The organism is Vibrio sp. SCSIO 43140, assembly GCF_023716585.1.
GTDB classification, from domain to species: domain Bacteria; phylum Pseudomonadota; class Gammaproteobacteria; order Enterobacterales; family Vibrionaceae; genus Vibrio; species Vibrio maritimus_B.
Genome location: NZ_CP071850.1, coordinates 3030743 through 3055316 on the forward strand (window position 1 = coordinate 3030743; position 24574 = coordinate 3055316).

A 24574-nucleotide genomic window follows, 5' to 3' on the forward strand; every position below is an offset into this window, starting at 1 on the left:
CAAGTTAATTCATCAATAACAGCAAGTTACAAACTTGGCATACGCCATGCAAAGTAGATGGCGTTCATCATAAAAATTTGAAAAAGCTAAAACGGTATGAGTATCCAAGTTAAAAACAATGTTAAATGGGTTGGTGTGAAGGACACTGTAACTAGCCACTTCCACGGCACTGAATACAAGATGGGGCGCGGTACAACTTACAACAGCTACTTAATCCAAGAAGAGAAAACGGTCCTTATCGATACAGTGGATCACAAATTCGATGAGCAGTTCCTTGCAAACCTTGAGCAAGAGATTGACCTAAATCAAATCGACTACATTATCACTCAACACGCAGAGCACGACCACGCTGGCGCACTATCTGCACTAATGGCTAAGATTCCAGACACGCCAATCTACTGCACAGAAGCAGGTGTTAAGAGCATCATTGGTCATCACCACATCCCGAACTGGAACTTCCGCACTATCAAGACAGGCGACACCCTAGATATTGGTAACGGCAAAGCGTTGGTGTTTGTCGAAATGCGAATGCTTCACTGGCCTGACTCAATGGCAACATACATGACAGGCGATAATATCCTGTTCTCTAATGACGCATTTGGTCAGCACTATTGTGACGGCAATCTCTTCAACGATGAGATGAACCAAGACGAACTCTACGAAGAATGTCAGCGCTACTTCTCAAACATCCTGACACCATTCGCGCCATTGGTTAAAACGAAAATTGAAGAGGTTCTTTCTCTTGGTGTGCCTATCGATATGATCGCCACATCACACGGGTGCATCTGGCGCACCAACGCAACTCAGATTGTTGAGAAGTACTATGAGTGGTCACAATCATACAAAGAAGACCGCATAACTATCGCCTACGACACAATGAGTGGCAACACTCAGATGATGGCACAGGCCATTGCTGAAGGCATCAAGCAGGAAAGCCCAAGCACAACAATCAACGTCTACAACATTTCACATAGCGACAAGAACGTAGTGCTAGCAAATATGTTCCGTTCTAAAGGTGTTCTGTTCGGCTCATCAACTATGAACAACGTCATGATGCCAAAAGTTGCAGGAATGATAGAAGAAGTCCATGGTTTGCGACTAGCAGAGAAAACAGCGGCGGCATTCGGCTCTTCTGGCTGGACAGGCGGAGCAGTAACTCGCATTGACCAACGCTTGAGGGAAGCTGGCTTAGATACATCAGCACCAATGCACCTTCATTGGAAGCCAGACACAGACGGTATTGCTGAATGTATCGAGTACGGCAAAGCACTGGCAAAAGAATGGAACCAGAAGCACGAAGGCGTGATTGCGCCAGCTCAAGATGAAGAACCTGAAGTCGAGCATTCTGCCGACTGCACTTGCTACAAATGCACAGTTTGTAACTGGATTTACGATCCAAAAGAAGGCGAGCCAAATCAAGGTATCGAACCCGGCGTAGCATTCGATGACTTGCCAGATTGGTTCCTATGCCCTGAATGCCAAATCGGTAAAGAAGTTTTCGTGGAGATCAAATAATGAGTAGACCAATAGTAATTATTGGAAGCGGCTTTGCCGCTCTCCAAGTCGTCAAAATGCTGCACCGTTCTGGCTGTACAACTCCAATCAAAGTCATTACATCTAGTGACGGCAGTGAGTACAATAAGCCAGACCTTAGCCACGTATTCAGCAAACAGCAAAAACCTGAAGAGCTAGTGCTGAAAACAGCCAGCGAGCTTTCAAGCGAGTACGGTGTTAAGTTCACCACGAACACACGTGTTAAGACTATTAATCCAGACCTCCACGTTGTTGAGACTGACGAAGGTTTCTATAGCTACTCAAAGCTTGTTCTGGCTACTGGTGCTAATACCTTCGTGCCAACAATCAAAGGCATCGATTCAAAACACATTGCTACGCTAAACAGCTTGGAAGAGTACTCTGCAAACAAAGACAAGATCGAAGCAGCCAATAGAATCACAATAGTGGGCGGTGGACTTATCGGTGTGGAGCTTGCCGTTGACCTAGCAAAACTCGGCAAAGAGGTCTCTATCATCGAGCCTGCAGCCACTTTACTTAGCAACTTAATCCCTGAATTTGTGGAGAACGAGCTGGTTCATCACCTCGAAGAGCGCGACATCGACATTTACACAGACAGCGCTTTAGTCTCTGTAAATGCTAACCCTACAGGTCTAGCCGCAATCACTAGCCACGGAAAGATGATTGCAACAGATATAATCCTTTCTGCGGCTGGTATCAAACCAAACACCGAACTCGCAAAACAAGCAGGCATCGAAGTGAATCGCGGCATCGTAGTAAGCGACAAGCTAGAAACAAGCGCGCCTGATGTTTTTGCTATTGGGGATTGCGCGGAAATTAACGGTCGCGTAATGGCCTTCTTGCAGCCTGCGGTAATGTCAGCCACAGTTCTGGCAAAACAACTTTTGGGTTATGATGGCTCGCTAAACCTCCCAAACATGCTAGTAAAAGTCAAAACGCCAGAGTACCCAATACAACTGGCAGGCGTTGCAGCTCATATGGTCTATCGCTGGCAGGCGGATATCAAAGGCACCGGAATCATGGCTCGGGGGTATGACGAAAAAGACAAGTTGATTGGATTTGTCTGCACAGGGGAACAAGCAAAACTCGCCTTCCCCATGCTGCGTGAACTGAACGTTAACTAAAAAAAGAGGCATAAAGCCTAATGCCAGTCAGTTAAGCTGACTGGCTTTCTTTTTATTAGGGTATTTCTTTGCTTTAGGTTTTATAGCTCTTGGGTACACTCTGTCCTCATGCTTAATAGGGAGAACATGGTGGGGCACGCCCCAAAGCTCCCGCCGAATGCGAAAGCCACTGACTCACCCCTAAGTAGGAATATCCAACCTAGCATAATAACTACCGATTTCAAGAAGGCAGTGCTATTAACTTGATCACGGCAAGTTAAGGCTAATTTACTAAAAAGGCTGAAATAACTCGCTTATTGAATGCTCCTAAATGAAGTTCATCCGCAAGTTTTACTGAGTCTCGCATTGTAAGCTCGCTTGTCGAATTGACACCCCAACTCACGTTTTGTTGAGTGTGTTCTGGATCACATATAGAGCTCACCCGAACTATAGGACTTTGCCCCCCAAGGACTTCTGAGTCTGGAGCAACAATCTCCTTTACAAACAAACATGTCTCGGGAATATCTTGCTCAATACGTTCAGCAAACTCGATTAAACTGTGTTCAGCGAACGTAAACAACCACGCTTGCTGACTTATGCCATTGTTTACTCGGAGTATGCGTCCTAGCACTTGTCTAAAATATAACTCCGTCTTAACCGAGCTCATATGACAACAAACTTGAAGTCTCGGAATATCAGTACCTTCACTGATCATACCGACACTAACTATCCATTGAGTATCATTCTTGCGGTAACGTTCAATAGTGGCCAAAGGCTCGTCATGGCGGTAGGTCACAATAGATACACTTTGTTGGTACTTTTGGAAAAGAACTTCTTTGATCAGTTGTGCGTGCTTAACAGAAGACGCGACTACTAACCCACCGGCAAAAGGGTTTTGAACTCGAATCTCTGCTAGTTTTTTACAACCGAGTCCAAGCAAGTATTCCATTGCCTTTTGATTATTTATCACACTCTGATAAGAAATTTTGGTTTCCTTAAGCATCTCGAAAATTGAAGGAAACGATTCAATTCTCTGATCGTTTGTTACCGACAGCTTCTCATTATCAACTAGCACAATCTTTGGTGCTCGACACACGCTTTCGACAATAGCTTGCTTTAAAGTGTATTGATAATCGACTAACAGCTTTCCGTCTGGGTCACTGTAATGAGCCATTGCAATAGGAAGTGCATCTGACCGCCAAGGCGTTCCAGACAGCGCCAAAGTATAGGTAGCTAAGCCTTGAATCTTAGTCAGGATTTGCTGTCCCCAAACGTTCCCGTTGCCCAGCTCGGAACCAGAGCAGTGATGTATCTCATCGAATACTACAAACACTCGATGGTTCCGTAAGGTTTGCCAAAACTCTTCATTGAGAAATTGAATAGATTGGTATGTTAGCGACTGACCAATAGAACCTAAACCACCATTAAAGGAGCAACCGAGAACTTTTGAAAAGGTTCTTTTTATACTTTACATTTGAGACTGTTAAAGATGGAGAGAAACACAAAATAAGATCCACCATGTCATCCTCTATTAGCCTTAAAGCAACACTTGCAGCTAAAAACGTTTTACCTGCCCCAGGTGTTGCCTGGCAAAAAAAATGGCCTTGTCTGCCTTTGTACTTTTGTAACGCTTTATCAGCGCACTCTTGTTGCCAGCGCCTCAACATTTTCTATTATCCGGCATAAGAGTTTTGAGTACTTTTGTAAGTACGTTAACTTTTCCAAGCAACTGCGCAGAATGCTCCCTAGCTTGTTCCAATAGAGGCCTCAACTTCTTTTCCAGCTCAGGAAAACGACCTAAGAGTGATTGATACTCATCAATCTCACCCAAAACAATCTCTAGCTCACCTTTGTATTGATTTCGTTCATGAACTAAAACTGAGTAGTCACTTACAATCTTTGTGGCTAGCTCTGCACTTTCAGATCTCGGTGTCACATAGAGAGAATGAAACAAATCTGTTTGAAAGTATCGTCTCTGTCGCCCTTCACCTTTGCACCCAAGCCAGTTGTTCTTCATGAACCGGAGAATCTGTCGATAGACCTTTCTTCTTGCCTCATCGGGATCCACTTTGCATTCACTTGTCGAGAGATAAGCGTCGCGTAGTTCAATAACCGAAAAATCATCCATACCTTTTTCAATCAATAAGTTATGCATAATCGCATTGATTTTTGTCGATTGTTTCATTGTAAACTCGTTCCGAACAGAAAACTAAGGATTGCTTAGTATACAAAAATCAACAAAACTAAGAAAATCTTAGTTAATGAAGGTTTCGAACAATGAAACGAAAATGTCATTTATCAGCCCAATCCCGTTGCGGCTCAAAGAAGCACGCAAAAAAGCCAAACTCTCCCAAAAAGCCTTGGGAGTGAGAATCGGTATGGATGAAGGTTCAGCAAGCGCGAGAATGAATCAGTATGAAAAGGGTAAGCATAGTCCGGACATTCAGACTCTTAAATTGATTGCAAATGAGCTAGGAGTCCCGTTGAACTACTTTTTTTGCGAAGAGGAAAGCACTGCTCAGTTAGCTTGCATAATCGCAAGCTTGAGTGAGGAAGAACGGCAAAAACTTATCAATACGCTGACAGGAACCGAGCGCAGCTAGTACTGTTCAAATGCACGAGAAACACCTCAATATGAACAACAAGCTTATTTCTACAATTAAGGCGACACTTATAATAATTACAAACCTAATTTTAGCCTCAGATCCAGAGGCATCTTATCGATAGCCAAATCCAGTACCTGTTTGGTCGTTTTTGCTTTGAGATCCCTTAATTCAACTTTCATATCTTGTTGAATCTTTACGATTGCATCTTTCTTCTTAGTCCTGATACCAGTGTTTATCTGTCTTCGTACTTGCCTTGTCTGTTCTTTCTGATGCAAGTCTGACAACATTGCGTTGGTTTCGTCAAAAAAATCAAGAATACTCGCACTGAACTTAGAAGCTCTAAAGATGCTTTGAGCGCTGATATTTACGTCTCTCGCCACTTCAGCTTTTGTCATCTCAAACAATGCTTTGGGGGTTTTACGGCTCGCTACCTTCCCATAATTTTGGATGTTCTTCTTCTTAGTTTCCGTTAACGCCAAAATCGATTGCCACACCCGATATGTCGTGTGTGTGATATCCGGAACCACCCAGTTCGGAGGAGAAGAAACATCACTAATAGGACTATCACACTCTAGACTATTCAAAAAGTCATCACTCATTAGTTCATCTAAGCTACTATTATCATTAATCATATCGATACATCTCCTCTTCTAACTTTTGCTCGATAGCATTTATAGAACAAAAAATCTTACTCAATATCTGATCTACGGATTCGGGGGTTGGGGACGAGGACCGCAAATCCTTGATCCTCTTATATGCTGAACGTAACGTCGGAAGGTGATCCTGAACCATAAAACCCAATGTCTTATCATCTAAGGCTTCTTTTACCATGGGTAAAATTGTGACCCATATTCCTCGAATATTGCCCTTCGTAACAATAGCGTGCGTGCAGTTTAAACAAAACTCAGGCTTAGCGTCATGAGGGTTTATTCTTTCAAACGTTGCGCACTTTGCCTTATTTTCTGCACCTTCTCTTGGTATACAGGTGGCAAAAATGTTAGTCTGCAAATCGATTATTCGTCCATTAATGCTCTCTCTAAGCGCTAGCGCTTCATTTTCAGTTAATGGTTTCGTCAATTCTTTAGCCTTTTGAACATAACGAGTAAAGCCACCAACATAGTCTTCGCCGATCTTGTCAGATTCCACTAACAACGTATCTACGATAGCGTTCAAATATCGTTGCTTCGCTCCTCTAATTAGGCTGCTAGCTTCCTTGTCACGGAGATATGACATGAAAAAAGAAGCGTCAAGATGACAAAACTGATGTCTGATCACAGTCCCAATATCGCCTTGATAACGCGTCAAAACAGCTTCAGCCCATATATGGCGGAACGCATGAGGGGTAGGGTAGCGAACACCTTGTAAGATTTCGTTTGATATATCATTCATCGTTTTTCGATCTAAAACTATAGTCCTAGCACGAAGCAGAGCCTTCGACTTTTCCGACAAATGAGTCTCTATCACCTTCATGTGTATAGGATCACTGACCTCCCCTTTCGCCATAAATTCCTTAAGGGATGACTTAAAACTCCTTTGAGCGAGAGCACCATTAAAAGATGTACAATTCAGTCTTAACCAATCACCTTTTATTTTCATTGGCTGTTTCTACAATGATTTTATACTTTCGACTGGTGACATCATATTTTGCCGAAAGTCTCTTCAACTCGATACGTTCAACATCAGAGAGTAAGTTTATGTCTTTCAATAAAAACGACTCAAGTTTTAGACATTCATTGAATGGTTGATAGTCATAGACAAACCTATGCCAGTTTGCTTTAACGCGCTTTTCAATAAATGTAGCTGACTGCTCGAGGTTCTTAATACGACCACTAGTATCTTGGTATAAACAGGGCTCGCCTTCGTTTGCATTGAATAAGTCGTTGAGTTGAAGAGAAATTTGAAAACACTGAGATGTTATCTCTCTATCTATTTTTGTGCGACCGTTTGTTTTCGGAACATACCACTTTAATTTAAAACGAAAAGGGACATGCGAGCTATCCAGTATATCATTATTGTTCTCGATTATTATAGCATTAAGTGGAAAACCAAACTCTGTTTTCCTGTATCCTAACCACGCGACAATTAGTGTACTCATTGCATGCGCTTGAGCATTTAATTCAACCATAAAAGATTGGTAGGTTGAATCCGAAGCATTGTCTATTAACTGCCCTACAAAACTTCTTAGCTCTAACAATTGTTCTTTCTGATCTAACTTTTTAGCCAGAATAACCTTTTCCATTATATCGTAAACATCTGATGCAGTGATAGTTTCTAACTTGTTGTTAAAAATAAAAGTTCTATCTAGAGATGCTAGATAACCTTCCCAAACTTGTTCTGGCGTCTTATTACAATCAAAAGAATAGAACTTTTGTAGCATCAAAATTCGAACTACTTCAACGGCATCAAACCTCATCCCTAGCCCCAAAATTAACACTACTTTTTCTATGTAAAACTCGTTTAACGACATTGCATGATTGTAGTTACTTTCATATTGATAATAAACCGTTTGCTTTACGCTTTGAAAGAGTTCAAGGTGATTTACTCCACTACTATTATTTCCTTACCACATCTAAATTCTCTCCTCTCAACCCACACATCACTACCTTGAGTAGTCTATTATTTACCATGCTATCAAATGAACCGATGCTATATCTGTCCCTAATATCATCGATTGTTTTTTTACATACAACCAAATTGAGATAATTCTGTTGATATAGATTTCTTAAGTAATCGACATAAAACTGACCTAACTCAAGTCCTAGTGCGTTAAAACTACCTCCCTTCTTATACTCTTGTAGTGACATGCCAATTTGAGACTTGCACACGGCAGAAAGTGCATTGTCACAATTATTCTTATTGATATACTTGCTAAACACACCCTCTACACCAATTGCCTGTAGCTTATTTCGGATCGCTGGGAGTCTAAAAGGATGTATCGAACCGCAGTAACTAGGTGGAGATATGCGATTGCGAAAAGACCCTTCCTTATCCAGAGTTCTCAAAATAAATGAACACCAGAAGTCTTCTAAGTTATTCAGACTTACCTCGCTATCCCCTATTTCTTTGATAAACGCGATGACATGCGCAATGATAGTATAGGCTTGATATACATTATGGGCTGTAGTAGCGGATATTGCTACCGAGAAAAATAACTTGGCATAAGATTTAGATGATAATGTGTATTCAAATCATCATCTATCGTTAAGGTCGCGATATCCCTACATAATAAAGAAGGTTTATCGAACAATGAGAAATCGATTTCAGTGAGTCCACAATTGAAATGATAAAAGTATATTTTATCATCTTGAATTAAGCCGCGACTTTTGACAAAACCCGGATGAGACATCAAGATTTTATTCTGATCCTCCCAAAAAAGATCATATAGAGTGTTTGATGCTTTATTTTTCATTAATAAACCTTGTTATAATAAGTTGAAAACACTCACTGTTACACCTTCTTTTTGCGATTTTAAAAACATTCTTCGGCCCTCCTTCACATTTTCTTTACCAAGCATATTTAATGCATACTCTGTCCATTCAACTGTAGGAATTACCGTTCTATAGAAATTCTTAGGATTTAGTGACAGTAACTTCCTATAGTATTTTCTTGAATTCGTATAAATAATTATAGAACTTCCAAGCTGTTATTGGGCTATCTTTGATATATATCGGTTCAAAGAAAGAAGATTGATTCAACTGAGTTCGGATATTTACTCCTACTTGTTGTAACTTCCCCTTATCTTTACCTGTAGCCAATTTAATTCTCGAAACAAACTCGCCCGTCCTGTAGGATATTTCATCAGAAACAGCTAGGAATTCACTGTTAAAGCGTTTTACAGAATCAGTTTCCTCCGTTGAAGCTAAGTTTTCAAAACATAAGGAAAACACATTGTTAATAAGGTCAATCATAACCTCTCTTGTGATACGACCTGAAGAGTTCAGCCACTCTTCGTTGTCGCTGTTTAAATAGTGCTTCCTCTCTGTTTTATTTGAATGAGAGTTTCTATTGACGAGATAAGTGTAGGTAAATGGGTCACTAAATGCGTGAACTGAGCTATTTTATATAGCTTGCAAACCAAATAGACACTTTTGACATGCGGTTCCAGATTCAATTACGAGAGCTCTTCTCTGACTGATAGATAAGTGAGAACAATTTCTACCTGCAAGATTGTGGGCATTCAGACCGTTTTTAAACAACGCAACAAGTGCACTTGGTATAACATAGGGTAAATCTCCTCGTTTTTTATGAACCAACAACAGTTCATCGCGAATTGATGTCATATATAGCAAGGCATTAATTGCGCCACTTTTAGATCTAACTCCTTTAAGAATTTCCACATCTACAAAGCCACTAACTAATTTTTCATGTGGATCTCGCGTTGAAAGCATAAGTAATATCGCTTTACCTTCAGGAGAGTCACCAGACACAGAGTTCGTTGTGTGAAATAACTTTGAGCGTCCTTTAAAATATTCCGTCTCAATATGTTTTATCCTGTCGCCTTTTTTCAAGAATCGAAAAGATCTGTTTGTAAGCTTACTTATATCACTAGGTTGAACTGCTAATGATGCCATTAACCAGGAAAACATTAATTCCTCAATCTTAGTTACAGCACAATTTGGGCCTCCATCAGACAAAAGCCTCAACACGCTAAAGTCAAACAGAGCCGAGTTGCTTCCAGCTGTGAAGTTAAGCTGTAGGAAACGCGTGTTGATCTGCGTACGGTCTCTCTTAGGGTTTAAAAAAATCCTCTGACATTTCTCTTTTGAATCAAACGCTTTAAAAATCAAATCAATACAATTATCGTTGCTAACATTTGAAATTATTATTAATTTTAGCGCAGTTAACAAAGCGTCACTTTTATTTTCAATGTCGTGATAGTGGTTTATAATCTTGTATATTGTCTCACCAACAAACTGCTTCTTTTTGTGACAAGAGTCCTCAACTGGCAATTCTAGTATGTGTTTATCCATACCGGAACCATTGAAAAAATCCACTATTTCTTGTTTAGACTTATTTATTTCATTAATTAAGACAGAAGCCGTTACCTTAAGTGAGTTGACTGTTATTCTTGGTGACGCCAGCGCTACATACAACTCATTGCCAATCCCCACATCATCGCGCCGCAACCAATCTAACTTTCCAAAATAGCTAAATAATGAAATTTGCTTCTTATTAAGGTTTGGGCTTATCGGTGTAGCCCTTAATTGTTGAAGATATAAAATCTCTTTTTTATCAAGCTCAATTTGCAATTGGACTGAGTAATCTAAGGCATATGTAAATAGTAATTTTAGATCACTTAGTACACTTCTCCCCCCATGGTTATTCAGCATGTCGAAACGATATGATTCATATTCTTTAAGTAACTCATATTCATTATCTATTTCTTTCGAATCAAGCCATTCAATAAACGTATGGGCATGTGCTGAGCATTTTTCTTTTGCAGTTATAGATGCACCTTTATCAAAAAATGCGTAATTGCAAGCAGCTATTACGACTTTAAACAGAGTTATTTTAAAAGGAGAATCTGCATTATTTAATACAATTTTACGTTCTGGAAAGCTACTAGAGCCATTTATTGGCGGTAAGAGTATGCTCTTAGCATTCATAGGAAATTGCATTTCCACAATTGAGCGACTATCGTCAAACTCATTCTGTAGCTTTTTCTGGTAGTCTTCCGAGTTCTCAACCGTCATATCATCCCCCACGTGACTGAGTATTCGCAGCTTCAACACTCATTGACTCACACATCAAACGATCTCGGTGACCACACGAGTGAATATAGGTCTTCGTGACTTGGTTGACGTATCTACCATCAACTTTATGCCCCATACGCCTGGCCGTTTCCAGAAAAACTACAGATTCAGTACTTATCGATTCGTAGTCCTTTCCTCTTGCCTCACACTCTCCATAGAAAACATCTGTTCCGAAAGAATGTCTCAGGTGATGGTAAACACTATCCAAGGTAATATTCTGGAAGTTTCCGTATATCTCTTCGTTTTCTTTTATTTCCGGGATTAATTTCTTCAATGTCTTTTTAAAAACTGCCGTTCCAAAACTACGTGATATACACTTACCTTTTGAATTATTACTTGAGTTTGAAATTAGCAGATGCTCAGAATCAGAATGAGGCCTTTCTAGTTCATAGTAGGTCTTAATTTTAATTAACATTGCTCTAGGTATATACAACGTCCGAGAACTACCTCTCTTGGCGAACAATGAGGGCAAATGATATTCAAACTCTTCACTATAGCTGTCGCGCTTCAATTCCTTCATTAAAGTTAGTATACCTTTGTACTTTCTTCTACCCTCGTAAAAATCGTTAAGAAGAAAGCCCTGATTTTCCGCTGTCCTACATCCTAAATCACCACCATTGCGAAGCACTATTTCCTCAAGTAGTGTCTCTGTATACCTATAAATAAGTTCACGCGTTTCAGGAAGCAAATATTTTACAACCAGTCTCTTCTTGTTGTTATTACGACAAATTTCTCTATTTTCAGAGAAAACGTATATTTCCTTATAGTTATTATTAAGATAGTAGTGAAGCCAGTTATAATAGCTCTTTAACGAATAAACCGCTCTTTCAACGGTAGTTTCCCCTTTACCTTTTTCCTTTATTAAGTAGTCATTTATATACGCGTTAATAACATCACTCGGTAGAGCAGTATGATTTACTAAAGAAATTTGTGAACCTAGTTTATTACGGCTTTCTACCCATTCAAGAAAGAGGCCTAACTGATTCCCTCGGACATACTGCCCTTCTGAACCGATTTCTTCTTCTTCAAAAGAGTGTTCTATTCCGTTTAGTACTCGATCTCTTTTAACACGAAGTTGTATCGAAACACCTCGTTGGTGTGTGTACCTGCTGTAGAGTGAAGGGATGATTAGGGGAATATTTTCATCGGTGAGATAAATCCAATGTCCATTTATGTCTTTGTCATACAGCCTTTGCATGTATCTCTCCTATTCCCAACTGTCACTAGTTGCTAAAGAGAGATTAGTTCATAAATGTAAACTTACAAGTATTGCCTATTTTTTATACCCTAAAGTTTAAAAGCAATCCATATCTACATGAATGAATTTTCGAATGGAGTCGGACACGGCTTATTTAACTGTTTATTTATACAGTTAAAGTATACGCCGTTTTGTTCATCAGACCAACAAAAAAGACCAGAGGGTTACTCTGGTCTTTGCTGTTAATTCTATGCCGGACTTGGATTACGCGATGCGATCTTTTTCCCAAGCAGCAAGCTTCTCGGCACGAGCTTGTTCACGCGCTTCACGCTTTTTACGTGCATCACAAGGCTCTGGGCAGTTACACACTTTATCGATGCTTAGCGCACCTAGGCCACCACAGCTGCCTTTCACAACTTTCTTTTGGAAGATGTAGCCAACCGACATTGCAACAATAACGGCTAGAAAAATTCCGAAGGTAATTAGAAATGTACTCATATTGGTCACCCGTTATTTGTTTAGGTAAGGCTTAAATGCTTCTGAAGCAATCTCGTTAAAGCCATCTTCTGTTTTTACAATAATAAGTGCAGGAATGCTATGTTGCTCTGCCACTTGTAACGCTTTCTCTTCACCCAACACCATCAAACCCGTCGCGAGACCGTCTGCCGTCATTGACGACTTGTCCAATACCGTGACTGAAACCACCTTATTATTGATTGGCTTACCCGTTGATGGATCGATGATGTGTGAGTAGCGCACACCTTCTTTTTCGAAGTAATTGCGATAATCACCTGACGTGGCAATCGCCATATCGCCAGGCTCAATGATTTCTTGAACACTGCGCTCGTCGATAGATGGTTTCTCAATGGCGATACGCCATTTTACACCCTCACGATTGAGGCCTTTAAGGCGCATCTCACCACCTACCTCAACCATGTAATCTTCAATACCTACGCGATCAAGGTAATCAGCAAGAACATCCACACCCCAGCCTTTCGCAATCGTCGATAAATCGACATAAAGACCATGCAGATCTTTCTTCAATGTTGTATCCGTCGCTGATAGGTGTTGAATACCTGTCTGCGCTTTACGCTTGGCTAATTCCTCGTCAGAAGGCACGACTTCGGGGCGAGCTTCAGGGCCAAATCCCCATAAGTTGACCAAAGGACCAACCGTCACATCCAGCGCGCCTAACGTCACTTCATTCAGTCTGATGGCTTCTTTTACCACAATCGCCGTTTGCTTAGACACAGGAAACGATTCTGTGCCGAAAAAGCGGTTAAAGCGGCTCAGCTCTGAATCTTGTCGATAGGTCGACATCTGGTCATTGACTTGTTCAAGCAAGCGATTAATTTCCGCCTGAATTTTCTCAGGTTTTGGACCATTATCAACCGTAATGTACTTCACGTTGTATATGGTACCCATCGTCGGACCGCTCAAGTGCACTTGTTCACGACTGTTGCCGCAAGCCGTCAGCACAAAAGCTGCGAACAAACTGACAACGATAACCTTTAACTGTTTGGTTAGATGAAACATGCCTTTACTCACCTAATGAATTTAAAAATGCTCACATTTACAGCATCTTGATTGATGTACTTGCAAAAGAAAGCACTCTTTATTTTGCTCAATTTCTAAAAACAAATGGCCAGCTCACATGAGCCAGCCATGTTCATTACTTCAAGGAAGATTAACCACCGAAGTCATCTAGAAGGATGTTTTCATCTTCTACACCAAGGTCTTTCAGCATGCCGATTACAGCCGCGTTCATCATTGGTGGACCACACATGTAGTATTCACAATCTTCTGGCGCTTCGTGATCTTTGAGGTAGTTCTCATAGATTACGTTGTGGATGAAGCCTGTGTAACCATCCCAGTTATCTTCTGGCATTGGGTCAGACAGTGCAACGTGCCACTGGAAGTTGTCGTTTTCTGCTTGTAGGCCATCGAAATCTTCCACGTAGAACATTTCGCGACGAGAACGAGCACCATACCAGAATGACATCTTACGCTTAGACTTCAGACGCTTAAGTTGGTCAAAGATGTGCGAACGCATTGGTGCCATACCAGCACCACCACCGATGAAGACCATCTCGTTGTCAGTTTCTTTCGCGAAGAACTCACCAAATGGACCAGAGATCGTACACTTGTCACCTTCTTTCAGTGACCAGATGAACGAAGACATGATACCAGGTGGTACATCAGGATTATTAGGCGGCGGCGTAGCGATACGCACGTTCAGCATAATAATGCCTTCTTCTTCTGGGTAGTTAGCCATTGAGTATGCACGGATGCATTCTTCGTTAACTACAGACTCGTAGCGGAACAGGTTAAACTTGTCCCAATCTTCACGGTACTCTTCTGGTACGTCGAAGTCAGAGTATTTAACGTGGTGAGCAGGTGCTTCAATCTGGATGTAACCACCAGCACGGAAAGGTACTGATTCGCCATCTGGGATTTGTAGCTTAAGCTCTTTGATGAATGTCGCTTTGTTATCGTTAGAGATAACAGAACATTCCCACTTCTTAACGCCGAAGATCTCTTCTGGAAGCTCGATGTCCATGTCAGTCTTCATTGCTACCTGACACGCTAGACGCTCACCTTCACGCGCTTCACCTTTAGAGATATGGTCAAGCTCGGTTGGTAGAATGTCACCACCGCCAGATTTCACTTTTACTCGACACTGACCACAAGAGCCACCGCCACCACAAGCAGATGATACGAATACGCCAGCGCCAGCTAGTGCATTCAATAATTTGCCACCTGGTTGTGTGGTGATCGCGAGATCAGGGTTTTCGTTTACAGAGATCGTGATGTCGCCTGTTGGTACTAGCTTAGATTTGGCGAACAAAATCACCAAAACTAGGGCTAGAACAATCAGCGTAAACATCACTACACCTAGAATAATGTCCATTGACTATTCCTTATACCTTACAGTTGAACACCAGAGAATGACATGAAGCCCAGTGCCATCAGACCTACCGTGATGAACGTGATACCAAGACCACGAAGACCAGGAGGAACGTCAGAGTACTTCATCTTCTCACGGATACCTGCTAGCGCAACGATAGCTAGCATCCAACCCACACCAGAACCAAAACCGTACACGACAGATTCTGCAAAGTTGTAATCACGCTGTACCATGAATGATACGCCACCAAAGATCGCACAGTTCACCGTGATTAGCGGTAGGAAGATACCCAGTGCGTTATACAAAGGTGGGAAGAAGCGGTCTAGTACCATCTCAAGGATCTGTACTAGTGCTGCGATTACACCGATAAAGGTAATAAAGTTTAGAAAGCTAAGGTCGACACCTGCCACCAATGCATTTTCTTTAAGAACTAGGTTGTAAAGCAGGTTGTTCACCGGTACTGCCACTGTCAGTACAACGATAACCGCAACACCTAGACCGAAAGAGGTCTTAACCTTTTTCGATACCGCTAGGAATGTACACATACCTAGGAAGAAAGAAAGCGCAAGGTTTTCGATGAAAATCGACTTAACCATTAAGCTAATATAATGTTCCATGACAGCCTTACTCCTTCGCTTCTACTTGTTCTGGCCTAATTGTACGAATTGCCCAGATCAGGAAGCCGATTAGGAAGAACGCAGAAGGCGCTAGCAGCATCATGCCGTTTGGCTGATACCAACCACCGTTACTTACTAGCGGAAGTACTTCCAGACCGAATAGCTTGCCTGAACCAAACAGTTCACGGAAGAAGCCAACAGTAATAAGAACGAAGCCATAACCTAGACCGTTACCAATACCGTCGATTAGCGATGGTAGTGGCGCAGACTTCATAGCGAATGCTTCAGCACGACCCATTACGATACAGTTAGTAATGATCAGACCAACGAATACTGAAAGCTGCTTAGAGATATCGTAAAGATACGCTTTCAGGATTTGGTCTACCACGATTACCAAAGATGCAATGATCGCCATCTGTACGATGATACGAACGCTATTTGGGATATGGTTACGAATTAGAGATACGAAGAAGTTAGACAGTGCAGTAACGAAAATTACCGCCAGCGTCATAACAAATGCTGTCTCTAGTTTTGTGGTTACCGCAAGAGCAGAACACACACCAAGAACTTGAAGAGCGATCGGGTTGTTATCCAACACCGGTGCCATCAGGCTCTTCTTCATTTCTTTAGCATTAGCCATTAGTTCAGACCTCCGTCACGAACTTTAGCTAGGAATGGACCAAAGCCCATGTCACCCAACCAGAAGTCAAACGTACCTTGAACGCCGTTGCCTGTCAGTGTTGCACCAGATAGACCGTCAACACCGTGCTCAGAACCTTCAGGTGCGCCACCTTTCACGACTGCAATCGCTGGCTTGAAGTTTTCATCAAACAGTTTCTTGCCAACGAACTGTGCACGCCAAGATGGGTTTTCGATTTCGCCACCCAATCCAGGAGTTTCACCTTGCTCGTAGTATGTAATACCGTTCACAGTATTACCGTCTGTTTGAACTGCAACAAACGCGTACATCATAGACCATAGACCCGTGCCGTGAACTGGCAGGATAATGCTGCTCACTTCATCACCTTGCTTAACTAGGTACACAGTACCTACGTTTGCACGACGAATGATTTTTGCAAAGTCTTGGTCAGCAGTAAGGCGGATAGACTCAGATGGGTCTTTTGCCGCTTTACGTTGATCGTAGCTGTTTGCATCGCTGCCATCTGGGGCTGTATCAACAAACTCACCAGTGTCGAAGTTAACTAGACGTGGCTCAATGTACTGGCTGTAAAGCTCAGCAATCGAACCTTCCGCTTCGATACCCGCTACTTCGATGATTTTCGACTGTTTATCTAGAACCGCGTTCGCGCGTTGCTTGTCACGCAGACCTACTGCTGCAAGCGATACAACGATTGAGCACACTAAGCTCAACGCGATAACAACAAACAGCGTCTTTTTAATGCTATCGTTATTACTTGCCATAGCGAGCTTCTCTCCGTTTGATGTTCTTCTCGATCACGAAGTGGTCGAATAGAGGTGCGAACAGGTTAGCAAATAGAATTGCTAGCATCATACCTTCTGGGTAAGCCGGGTTGACTACACGGATCATGACACACATTGCGCCAATCAAAATGCCGTATGCCCATTTACCATTATTAGTGAACGATGCCGAAACTGGGTCTGTTGCCATGAAAAACATACCGAATGCAAAACCACCTAGTACTAGGTGCCAGTGCCAAGGCATAGCAAACAGAGCATTTGTGTCAGAACCAACAACATTAAACAGAGTTGCTACTGCAACCATGCCGATCATTACACCGGCGATGATGCGCCAAGACGCAATACCCATGTAAACGATCATTGCCGCACCAATCATAAGTGCTAGCGTTGAAACTTCACCAATCGAACCTGGGATGTTACCGATGAACGCGTCCATCCAAGAGATTGTTTGGCCAGTGATGTTGTTGATTAGTGCGCCTTCGCCACCTTGTGCCCATTGGCTAAGAGCCGTAGCACCTGAGTAGCCGTCAGCTGCAACCCATACTAAGTCACCCGAGATTTGCGCTGGGTAAGCGAAGAATAGGAAAGCACGGCCAGCAAGCGCTGGGTTAAGGAAGTTACGACCAGTACCACCAAAGATTTCTTTAGCAACAACAACACCGAAGGTAATACCTAGTGCTGCTTGCCAAAGTGGAAGTGTTGGCGGAACGATCAATGCGAAAAGAATAGAAGTAACAAAGAAACCTTCGTTAACTTCGTGCTTACGCACCATACAGAACAACACTTCCCAGAAACCACCAACAATAAACACTGTTGCGTAGATAGGTAGGAAGTAAGTTGCACCCAAGATCATCTTACTGCCCCAACCCGCGTCGGTGCCTAGCGTGCCGCCAAGACCTTGAGTTAGCCAGTAGTGCCAGTTGCCATCGATAACACCCGCAAGTTCTGCGCCAGTGTAAAGATGGTTAAGTGCCATAACCGCTTGGTTACCCGCGTTGTACATACCCCAGAACATTGCTGGGAATACTGCGAACCAAACCATGATCATGATGCGTTTAAGGTCAACGCTATCACGGACATGCGAGCTGCGCTTCGTTACAAGACCTGGCGTGTAGAATAGCGTTGCCGCTGCTTCGTACAGTGCAAACCATTTTTCATGTTTGCCACCTGGCTCGAAATGATGCTCGATATCCTCAATGAATTTCTTAAGCATGGGATTACCCTTCCTTCTCAATCTTGTCTAGGCACTCACGCAGGAGTTGACCGTATTCGTACTTACCTGGACAAACAAAGGTGCATAGCGCCAAATCTTCTTCATCTAGTTCAAGAGCACCAAGACGCTGAGCGCTGTCTAGGTCACCTGCACATAGATCACGAAGTAATAGCGTTGGCTCCATATCAAGTGGCATTACTTTTTCGTAGTTGCCGATTGGAACCATTGCACGATCACTACCATTGGTTGTGGTTGTCATGTTGAACAACTGACCTTTGAATAGGTGACCAAGGAATGATTTAGTGATTGAGAACTTGTTCTTACCAGGCATCGCCCAGCCAAACAGCTCTTTGTCACGACCTTCACGAAGTACAGAAACTTGCTGGTGGTAACGACCTAGGTAGGCGTGTGGACCAGTAGCATGTGTACCAGAAAGAACAGAACCAGAAATGATTCGAACTTCACCAGGCATCAACTCGTTATCTGTTACGTCTTCTAGGCTAGCGCCAAGCTGTGTTCTAACCAAGCGAGGGTTATTAACAACAGGGCCTGCAAGAGACACAACACGATCCGTGTACAATTCACCTGTGGTGAAAAGCTTACCGAATGCAATCACATCTTGATAATTGATGCTCCACGCAACGTTATTCGCGTTAACTGGATATAGGAAATGCATGTGAGTGCCCACAAGACCCGCTGGGTGCGGACCGTTGAAGACATGCTCTTCGACATTGGATTGAGTTGAGCGAGGAAGACTAGTGCCTGTTTTGCAGATGTACACTTTACCGTCTGTCAGTTTCGACAGTAGGTCAAGACCTGCAACAAACGCGTCTTTTTGCTCGTTGATGATCAATTCAGGCTCTGCTGCTAGTGGATTAGTATCCATAGCATTCACGAAAATCGCTTGAGTCGTAGAATCGATCGCCGGAACCTTGCTGAACGGACGAGTACGCAATGCAGTCCACATACCAGACTCAACCAGTTGTGTTTTGATCACATCGCGATCAAGACCCGCTAGTTGGTCAGCTGTGTAGCTATCGAAAGTAACTTGCTCGTCACCTGCCACTTCAATCACGACGGATTGTAGGACACGTTTCGCGCCACGGTTAACTTCAATAACCTTACCGCTTGCTGGAGAAGTAAATTTAACGCCTGGGTTCTTTTTGTCTTCAAAAACAACCTGGCCTTTCTTCACTTCATCACCCACGCGAACATGCATCGTTGGACGCATACCCACGTACTCTTCGCCAAGCAAGGCGACTTTAGTGATGGACTTACCATCATTAATCACCTGGGAAGGAGTTCCTGCGATAGGAAGATCCAAGCCCTTCTTTATTGTAATCATACGCACTTGCACTACTTTTATCGGGAAAAAGATTCTTTTAAATTGCGTAACATTTAGACACGACATTGAGTGTCTGGCTTTGACTTTTTAAAGACCAAAGCAGCAACATCACTTTAACAATCTCGTCATAGAATCGATGCGAGATTTTTCTGGTGCGGTAGTTTAGCATCTTTTACAAAGGGGATGCCATGACGAATCCCAGCTATAGCGTCATTATTTCGAAACTTTTGCTACATCTGGGGTTGTGAATATGTATAACTTTGACCGATCGCACAAAGCACTATTAACGCTATTAAAAATAAGCGATTAGCTCATTCACATCCTGACACATTCTCTGTTAACAAAAACGCATAACATTATATGTTGACACGCTGTTAATAATTTACCCCTAAAGAGGTATGCGTTTATTAGCCATTCCTACAAGGATAGACAGCGTTTATCAGTCTTTCCTGACTTTGTTACTCAAAGGTGTGTTAGCCGCACTGGTAAAACTGTTTCTTTGTTACTTGCCACCACCAGCGCAATTCGGGCTGGCTGGTGCTAATTGATTTTCTTGTGTCCACTCTTCGGGTGTATAGGTGTGGATCGCTAACGCATGAACGGGTCCTGCTAGCTCGTCGGCTAGAACCGTATTGACCTTACGATGTCGCGATATCAGACGCTCATTAGCAAATACGTCACTGACGACAATCACCTTAAAGTGACTCTCTGAGCCCGGTGGTACGTTATGCATATTACTTTCATTGCGAACATCAAGATGTGTTGGATGGAAAGCTTGATGGAGCTTTTGCTCGATGGCTTGTTGAATCATCTTACTTCCTTGGGTATTTACCGACTTTTATTTTTATATAGTCGGTAAAGTATATACTTTACTTAATCAATAATCTCCCCTTAAATGACTTTCTGCTTGGCGGAACCACTGGGATTTTGTCAAAATACAACCATTGTCACCAAATCAAGAAATTATGAAAACAGAACTTAACCTCTTGGAACGCAGCTACTCACTTTTTCGCTACCCAAAGCTTGCTAATGAACAACTGCAAGCGTGGGACGCTGGCGACGAATACTTGATTCAGCACGTCGAAGACCTCGCGTTACCTAGCTCATCCAACATATTGATCCTCAATGACAGTTTTGGAGCTTTGAGTTGCTGGTTTTCTGATAAACACAATGTGACAACGGTGACCGACTCCTTTATCTCTACACAAGGAATCCTAAGTAACCTCGCGAATAACCAAGTTGATGGTGTAAAGCTATTACGCTCTACCGATGCCTTACCGGAAGACATCGATATTGTTTTAATGCAAATACCTCGCAACAACCGCTATCTCACATGGCAGCTAAACCAATTGGCACAAACGTATGGAGACCGTTGTCAGCTCATCGCAGTCAACAAGGCAAAAGAGATCCATACCTCTACACTTAAGCTATTCGAAAAGTTTGGTGGCACCACAACGACATCACTGGCATGGAAAAAGCACCGCCTAGTGTTTACTACGCTATCTAATAACAATGAAAACGCTGTGGAGGAATACACCAGCTGGCAAGTACCCGAACATGGGTTAACCCTAACCAACTTGCCTAATGTGTATTCTGGAGAAAGTCTCGACTTGGGCGCTCGCTTCATCCTAGAGCATCTCTCTGTGCTCGACGCTAATGACAAGGATGTTGTCGACCTTGGCTGTGGTAATGGCGTGCTTTCTTTGAAGTTAAAGAAGACGTTTCCGCAAGCACGAATCACCGCTGTAGATGAAAGCTACATGGCAACGGCTTCCGCGAAAAACAATTTTGAGATCAACCAGCTGCCAGATTCTGATTGCCAATTTATCACCAACAACTGTCTTGATGGGTTCAATGCTGAATCTCAAGACCTCGTGGTCTGCAACCCTCCTTTTCATCAGCAGCAAGCGGTCACCGACCATATCGCTTGGCAGATGTTCTGTGATGCAAAGCATGTTCTTCGCTCTCAAGGGGAATTAATGGTTATCGGTAATCGTCACCTGGGCTACGATAAAAAATTGGCACGTTTATTTGGCAAGCATAACGTTAAGCGTGTAGCTTCCAACGCCAAATTTGTTATTTTACAGGCAACTAAGTAAAGTTTGGGTCATAGTTGCCCTATACAAATCGTGCACGAAATAAGAATTAGATATGATGCGGTGCAGGCACGTTTCGCGTCGACCGCAGCAAAGATAAAAGCTTAAGAAAATATAGAGTGTGAAAAGGAATCATTAATGAAAAAGCTCGTTTTAGCGGCTTCCGTCGTTTTGCTTGCCGCATGTGCAAGCCCTCAACAAGAACAAGTGAATTTTGCTCCAAAAGCGACAACAAGCGCCGCTAAGGTCGTAGAAAACAAGTCGATGTCTTTATCGAGCAAAGATGTCCGAACTGCGCAATATGTTGCTCTACTTGATAACGGTCGCTCTAACATCACACCAGTTCACACTCGTCAGAATCTTCGTATCGGCATTGAAAATGCGCTCGTGAATCAATTCTCATCTCAAGGTTTCCAAGTGACTGTCAACAGTGAAAACGCACTGAACGTAGAAGTGCAAGAAGCGCTGGTTTCTGTAAAGCACACCGTTATGGAAAATGACATGACCGCTAACGTTGTTCTGGAGCTGACGGCAGAAAATACGAAAGGTAAGTTAGTGAAGACCTATACTGGAACAGCGAGTCGTTCTGGTTTGATGAGCGCATCTAATGATGACATCGAAACGGTACTGAACGACACCGTCAACTTGGTACTCAAAGAGATTGCCAATGATAAAGAACTTCAAGATTACATGAAGGAGCGCTTCTAATGCTTAGAACAATTGTCGCAACCCTAGCTCTGGTCGCCACCAGCGTGTTTGCTGGACCTAAGGTTGAAGTCGAAACCAACCTTGGTAGCTTTGTTATCGAACTCAATCAAGAGCAAGCACCGATTAGTGTTGAGAACTTTTTGAAGTATGTGGATGATGGCAGCTACGTGAACAGCCAGTTTCACCGAGTTATTCCGGGCTTTATGGCACAAGGCGGTGGCTTTGACAAAGAGTTCAAGCGTCTACCGACTTACTCACCAATTGAGAATGAAGCCTCAAATGGCCTAGATAACGACACAGCGACGATCGCTATGGCACGCACACGCGATCCAAACTCGGCTACTCGCCAGTTCTTTATCAACTTTGTCGATAACGACTTTCTGAATTACAGCGTGACCAATCCAGGATACGCGGTGTTTGGTAAGGTTGTTGAAGGGTTCGATGTGGTTCAGAAAATGGGACAAAAGCCAACTCGCAGCACGCGTGGCATGAGTGATGTACCTTTGGACCCTATCATTATCACTAAAGTAGAACGACTTGCAGATTAATCCCTAACAAAGAGAGAGGCATGCCTCTCTCTTTGTTTCTTACCCGCTTTTCCCCACCTGCCAAACTCACAAGGAGCCCGTACGTGGAACAAAAAATGACCTGGCTGGACACAGTCAAAAGCTACTGGGATAAAAGACTGCTTTGGGTCTTTATGATGGGCTGCTCAAGCGGCTTCCCGTGGGTGCTGATTGGCTCCAACATGTCTGGCTGGCTCAAAGACGCTGGGCTCACTCGTGCCGCTATCGGCTATTTTGGCTCCGTATTTGCCGTCTACGCAATTAACTTCCTTTGGGCTCCGTTAGTCGACAGGGTTAAACTTCCCCTACTGCACCGCTCTCTTGGACAGCGCAGAAGTTGGATATTCTTGTGCCAAAGCTTTATTTTAGTCGGCACACTGTTTATCGCCGGCGTCAACCCAGCCGAAAACTTGATGTTCACATCAATGCTGGCGTTATGCATTGCGATTTCTTCTGCTACGCAAGACATCGCGATTGATGCATTTCGTATTGATACTTTCCCAAAATCGGAATCAAACAAACTACCTCAAGCCTCTGCAATGGCAGTGATTGGTTGGTGGACCGGTTATTCGCTGCCTGGCTACTTAGCGTTTATCAACGCGGACTCAATGGGTTGGAATGGCGTTTACTATGGTATGGCGGGTATCGTCGTCATTTTGATGCTGTTCACTCTGCTCGTGGGCGAGCCGAAAACTGATCGTGAAGCGCTGCAAGCTGCCGCAGAAGCGCGCCACAGTAAAGTAGTATCAAATCGAGTAACGAGCTGGTTATCGGTAACCGTCGTGGAGCCATTCTTGGATTTCTTCCGCCGCAACGGTGTACAAGTCGCAATCACGTTATTGTTATTTGTTTTCTTGTTTAAGATTGGCGAAGCCTTCCTTGGGCGCATGTCGATTACCTTCTACAAAGAGATTGGTTTCAGCAACGAGCAGATTGGCTATTACTCCAAACTCATCGGCTGGGGTGCAACGATCGCCTTCACACTACTGGGTAGTATGGTTAACGTCAGGTTCGGTATCGTTAAGGGCTTAATGATAGGTGGTATCGCGATGAGTGCGAGTAACCTGATGTTTGCTTGGATCGCGAAAGTGGGCCCGAGTGAGCAATTGTTCTTAGCGACTATCATCGTTGATAACTTCACAACCGCATTCTCAACCGTGGCATTTGTTTCCTTCCTCACCGTTTTGACGGGGCAAGCCTTCTCTGCCACTCAGTATGCATTATTGGCTTCCTTGGGTAACTTCGGTCGGACAACCCTAGCGTCATTTAGTGGAGAAATGGTCGACGCACTCAATGATTGGAGTTTGTTCTTCATCATCACATCTCTGATGGTGATACCGAGTCTAATTATGCTCTACTCACTACGTCACTATTTCAGCGACCTACTCGACAAAGCGAAACACAGCGACGAATCTGCAGCTCCAGAAGCTAAATCTGAAAGCTCCAACTAAAAAAAGCCCGCAATTGCGGGCTTTTTTATGAAGCGAA

The 24574-nt window shown here is 43.0% G+C and carries 23 protein-coding genes and 1 pseudogene; 7 read left to right on the plus strand and 17 right to left on the minus strand.

Annotated elements, in window-relative coordinates; genetic code table 11:
- The first annotated feature begins 96 nt into the window (after nucleotides 1-96).
- Both norV and norW read left to right on the plus strand, forming a co-directional pair.
- The gene (gene norV, locus J4N45_RS14570; RefSeq protein ID WP_252011176.1) at nucleotides 97-1515 is read left to right on the plus strand and encodes an anaerobic nitric oxide reductase flavorubredoxin; all 1419 of its coding nucleotides are present in this window, start codon (nucleotides 97-99) and stop codon (nucleotides 1513-1515) included.
- Nucleotides 1515-2657 (plus strand): NADH:flavorubredoxin reductase NorW, encoded by a 1143-nt coding sequence (norW, locus tag J4N45_RS14575; protein ID WP_252011174.1) that lies wholly within the window; start codon nucleotides 1515-1517, stop codon nucleotides 2655-2657. The genes norV and norW overlap by 1 nt, the downstream gene beginning before the upstream one ends.
- A gap of 474 nt (nucleotides 2658-3131) precedes the next feature.
- On the opposite strand, the pseudogene J4N45_RS14580 reads toward norW, so the two are convergent.
- Nucleotides 3132-4303, minus strand: a pseudogene (locus tag J4N45_RS14580) (DEAD/DEAH box helicase); the annotation flags it as partial.
- Nucleotides 4297-4821, minus strand: coding sequence for a VspR family transcription factor (locus J4N45_RS14585; RefSeq protein ID WP_252011169.1), 525 nt, complete (start codon nucleotides 4819-4821; stop codon nucleotides 4297-4299). The gene J4N45_RS14585 and the pseudogene J4N45_RS14580, both read right to left, overlap by 7 nt.
- Before the next feature lie 103 nt (nucleotides 4822-4924).
- Between J4N45_RS14585 and J4N45_RS14590 the strand changes: the two genes are divergently transcribed.
- Nucleotides 4925-5239 (plus strand): helix-turn-helix domain-containing protein, encoded by a 315-nt coding sequence (locus J4N45_RS14590; RefSeq protein ID WP_252011162.1) that lies wholly within the window; start codon nucleotides 4925-4927, stop codon nucleotides 5237-5239.
- Nucleotides 5240-5316: 77 nt separating this feature from the next.
- Here the strand turns inward: J4N45_RS14590 and J4N45_RS14595 are convergent, their stop codons facing one another.
- The 15 genes from J4N45_RS14595 to bolA all read right to left on the minus strand — a co-directional run bounded on the left by J4N45_RS14595 (nucleotide 5317) and on the right by bolA (nucleotide 20527).
- Nucleotides 5317-5874, minus strand: coding sequence for a hypothetical protein (locus tag J4N45_RS14595; RefSeq protein ID WP_252011160.1), 558 nt, complete (start codon nucleotides 5872-5874; stop codon nucleotides 5317-5319).
- Nucleotides 5867-6838: a hypothetical protein gene (locus J4N45_RS14600; protein ID WP_252012127.1), complete on the minus strand. Its 972-nt coding sequence runs from the start codon at nucleotides 6836-6838 to the stop codon at nucleotides 5867-5869. The genes J4N45_RS14595 and J4N45_RS14600 overlap by 8 nt, the downstream gene beginning before the upstream one ends.
- Nucleotides 6822-7709: a hypothetical protein gene (locus J4N45_RS14605; protein WP_252012130.1), complete on the minus strand. Its 888-nt coding sequence runs from the start codon at nucleotides 7707-7709 to the stop codon at nucleotides 6822-6824. Before J4N45_RS14605 ends, J4N45_RS14600 begins: the two co-directional genes overlap by 17 nt.
- Nucleotides 7710-8835: 1126 nt before the next feature.
- The gene (locus tag J4N45_RS14610) at nucleotides 8836-9150 is read right to left on the minus strand and encodes a hypothetical protein (RefSeq protein ID WP_252012132.1); all 315 of its coding nucleotides are present in this window, start codon (nucleotides 9148-9150) and stop codon (nucleotides 8836-8838) included.
- Between the two features lie 150 nt (nucleotides 9151-9300).
- The gene (locus tag J4N45_RS14615) at nucleotides 9301-10935 is read right to left on the minus strand and encodes a hypothetical protein (protein ID WP_252012134.1); all 1635 of its coding nucleotides are present in this window, start codon (nucleotides 10933-10935) and stop codon (nucleotides 9301-9303) included.
- A 1-nt stretch (nucleotide 10936) separates the two neighbouring features.
- Entirely contained in the window at nucleotides 10937-12193 is a 1257-nt protein-coding gene (locus J4N45_RS14620; RefSeq protein WP_252011154.1) for a site-specific integrase, read from the minus strand.
- Between the two features lie 264 nt (nucleotides 12194-12457).
- A complete protein-coding gene (nqrM, locus tag J4N45_RS14625; protein ID WP_042477741.1) occupies nucleotides 12458-12691 on the minus strand; it encodes a (Na+)-NQR maturation NqrM in 234 nt (77 codons plus the stop codon).
- A gap of 12 nt (nucleotides 12692-12703) precedes the next feature.
- Complete coding sequence (locus J4N45_RS14630; RefSeq protein WP_128649986.1) at nucleotides 12704-13729, minus strand: FAD:protein FMN transferase; 1026 nt, start codon at nucleotides 13727-13729, stop codon at nucleotides 12704-12706.
- 151 nt (nucleotides 13730-13880) lie between these two features.
- Nucleotides 13881-15104 carry an NADH:ubiquinone reductase (Na(+)-transporting) subunit F gene (gene nqrF / locus J4N45_RS14635; protein WP_252012136.1) on the minus strand — a complete coding sequence of 408 codons (1224 nt, stop codon included), beginning with the start codon at nucleotides 15102-15104 and terminating at the stop codon, nucleotides 13881-13883.
- Nucleotides 15105-15121: 17 nt separating this feature from the next.
- Nucleotides 15122-15718, minus strand: a complete 597-nt coding sequence (gene nqrE / locus J4N45_RS14640; RefSeq protein ID WP_042477581.1) for an NADH:ubiquinone reductase (Na(+)-transporting) subunit E — start codon at nucleotides 15716-15718, stop codon at nucleotides 15122-15124.
- A 7-nt stretch (nucleotides 15719-15725) separates the two neighbouring features.
- Entirely contained in the window at nucleotides 15726-16358 is a 633-nt protein-coding gene (locus J4N45_RS14645; protein ID WP_042477579.1) for an NADH:ubiquinone reductase (Na(+)-transporting) subunit D, read from the minus strand.
- On the minus strand, nucleotides 16358-17140 hold the full coding sequence (locus J4N45_RS14650) for a Na(+)-translocating NADH-quinone reductase subunit C (protein ID WP_252012138.1): 783 nt from the start codon (nucleotides 17138-17140) through the stop codon (nucleotides 16358-16360). The genes J4N45_RS14645 and J4N45_RS14650 overlap by 1 nt, the downstream gene beginning before the upstream one ends.
- Nucleotides 17130-18371: an NADH:ubiquinone reductase (Na(+)-transporting) subunit B gene (locus J4N45_RS14655; protein WP_234495373.1), complete on the minus strand. Its 1242-nt coding sequence runs from the start codon at nucleotides 18369-18371 to the stop codon at nucleotides 17130-17132. The genes J4N45_RS14650 and J4N45_RS14655 overlap by 11 nt, the downstream gene beginning before the upstream one ends.
- A gap of 4 nt (nucleotides 18372-18375) precedes the next feature.
- Nucleotides 18376-19716: a Na(+)-translocating NADH-quinone reductase subunit A gene (locus J4N45_RS14660; protein ID WP_252012140.1), complete on the minus strand. Its 1341-nt coding sequence runs from the start codon at nucleotides 19714-19716 to the stop codon at nucleotides 18376-18378.
- Nucleotides 19717-20218: 502 nt separating this feature from the next.
- Nucleotides 20219-20527, minus strand: coding sequence for a transcriptional regulator BolA (gene bolA, locus J4N45_RS14665; protein ID WP_042477569.1), 309 nt, complete (start codon nucleotides 20525-20527; stop codon nucleotides 20219-20221).
- A 154-nt stretch (nucleotides 20528-20681) separates the two neighbouring features.
- On the opposite strand from bolA, the gene J4N45_RS14670 reads away from it, so the two are divergent.
- The 4 genes from J4N45_RS14670 (at nucleotide 20682) to J4N45_RS14685 (ending at nucleotide 24537) form a co-directional block, all read left to right on the plus strand.
- Nucleotides 20682-21815 carry a methyltransferase gene (locus tag J4N45_RS14670; RefSeq protein WP_252012142.1) on the plus strand — a complete coding sequence of 378 codons (1134 nt, stop codon included), beginning with the start codon at nucleotides 20682-20684 and terminating at the stop codon, nucleotides 21813-21815.
- Nucleotides 21816-21950: 135 nt separating this feature from the next.
- Complete coding sequence (locus tag J4N45_RS14675; RefSeq protein ID WP_252012144.1) at nucleotides 21951-22520, plus strand: YajG family lipoprotein; 570 nt, start codon at nucleotides 21951-21953, stop codon at nucleotides 22518-22520.
- Entirely contained in the window at nucleotides 22520-23068 is a 549-nt protein-coding gene (locus J4N45_RS14680; protein WP_252012146.1) for a peptidylprolyl isomerase, read from the plus strand. Before J4N45_RS14675 ends, J4N45_RS14680 begins: the two co-directional genes overlap by 1 nt.
- Nucleotides 23069-23163: 95 nt before the next feature.
- The gene (locus J4N45_RS14685; RefSeq protein ID WP_252014699.1) at nucleotides 23164-24537 is read left to right on the plus strand and encodes an AmpG family muropeptide MFS transporter; all 1374 of its coding nucleotides are present in this window, start codon (nucleotides 23164-23166) and stop codon (nucleotides 24535-24537) included.
- Nucleotides 24538-24574 lie beyond the last annotated feature (37 nt).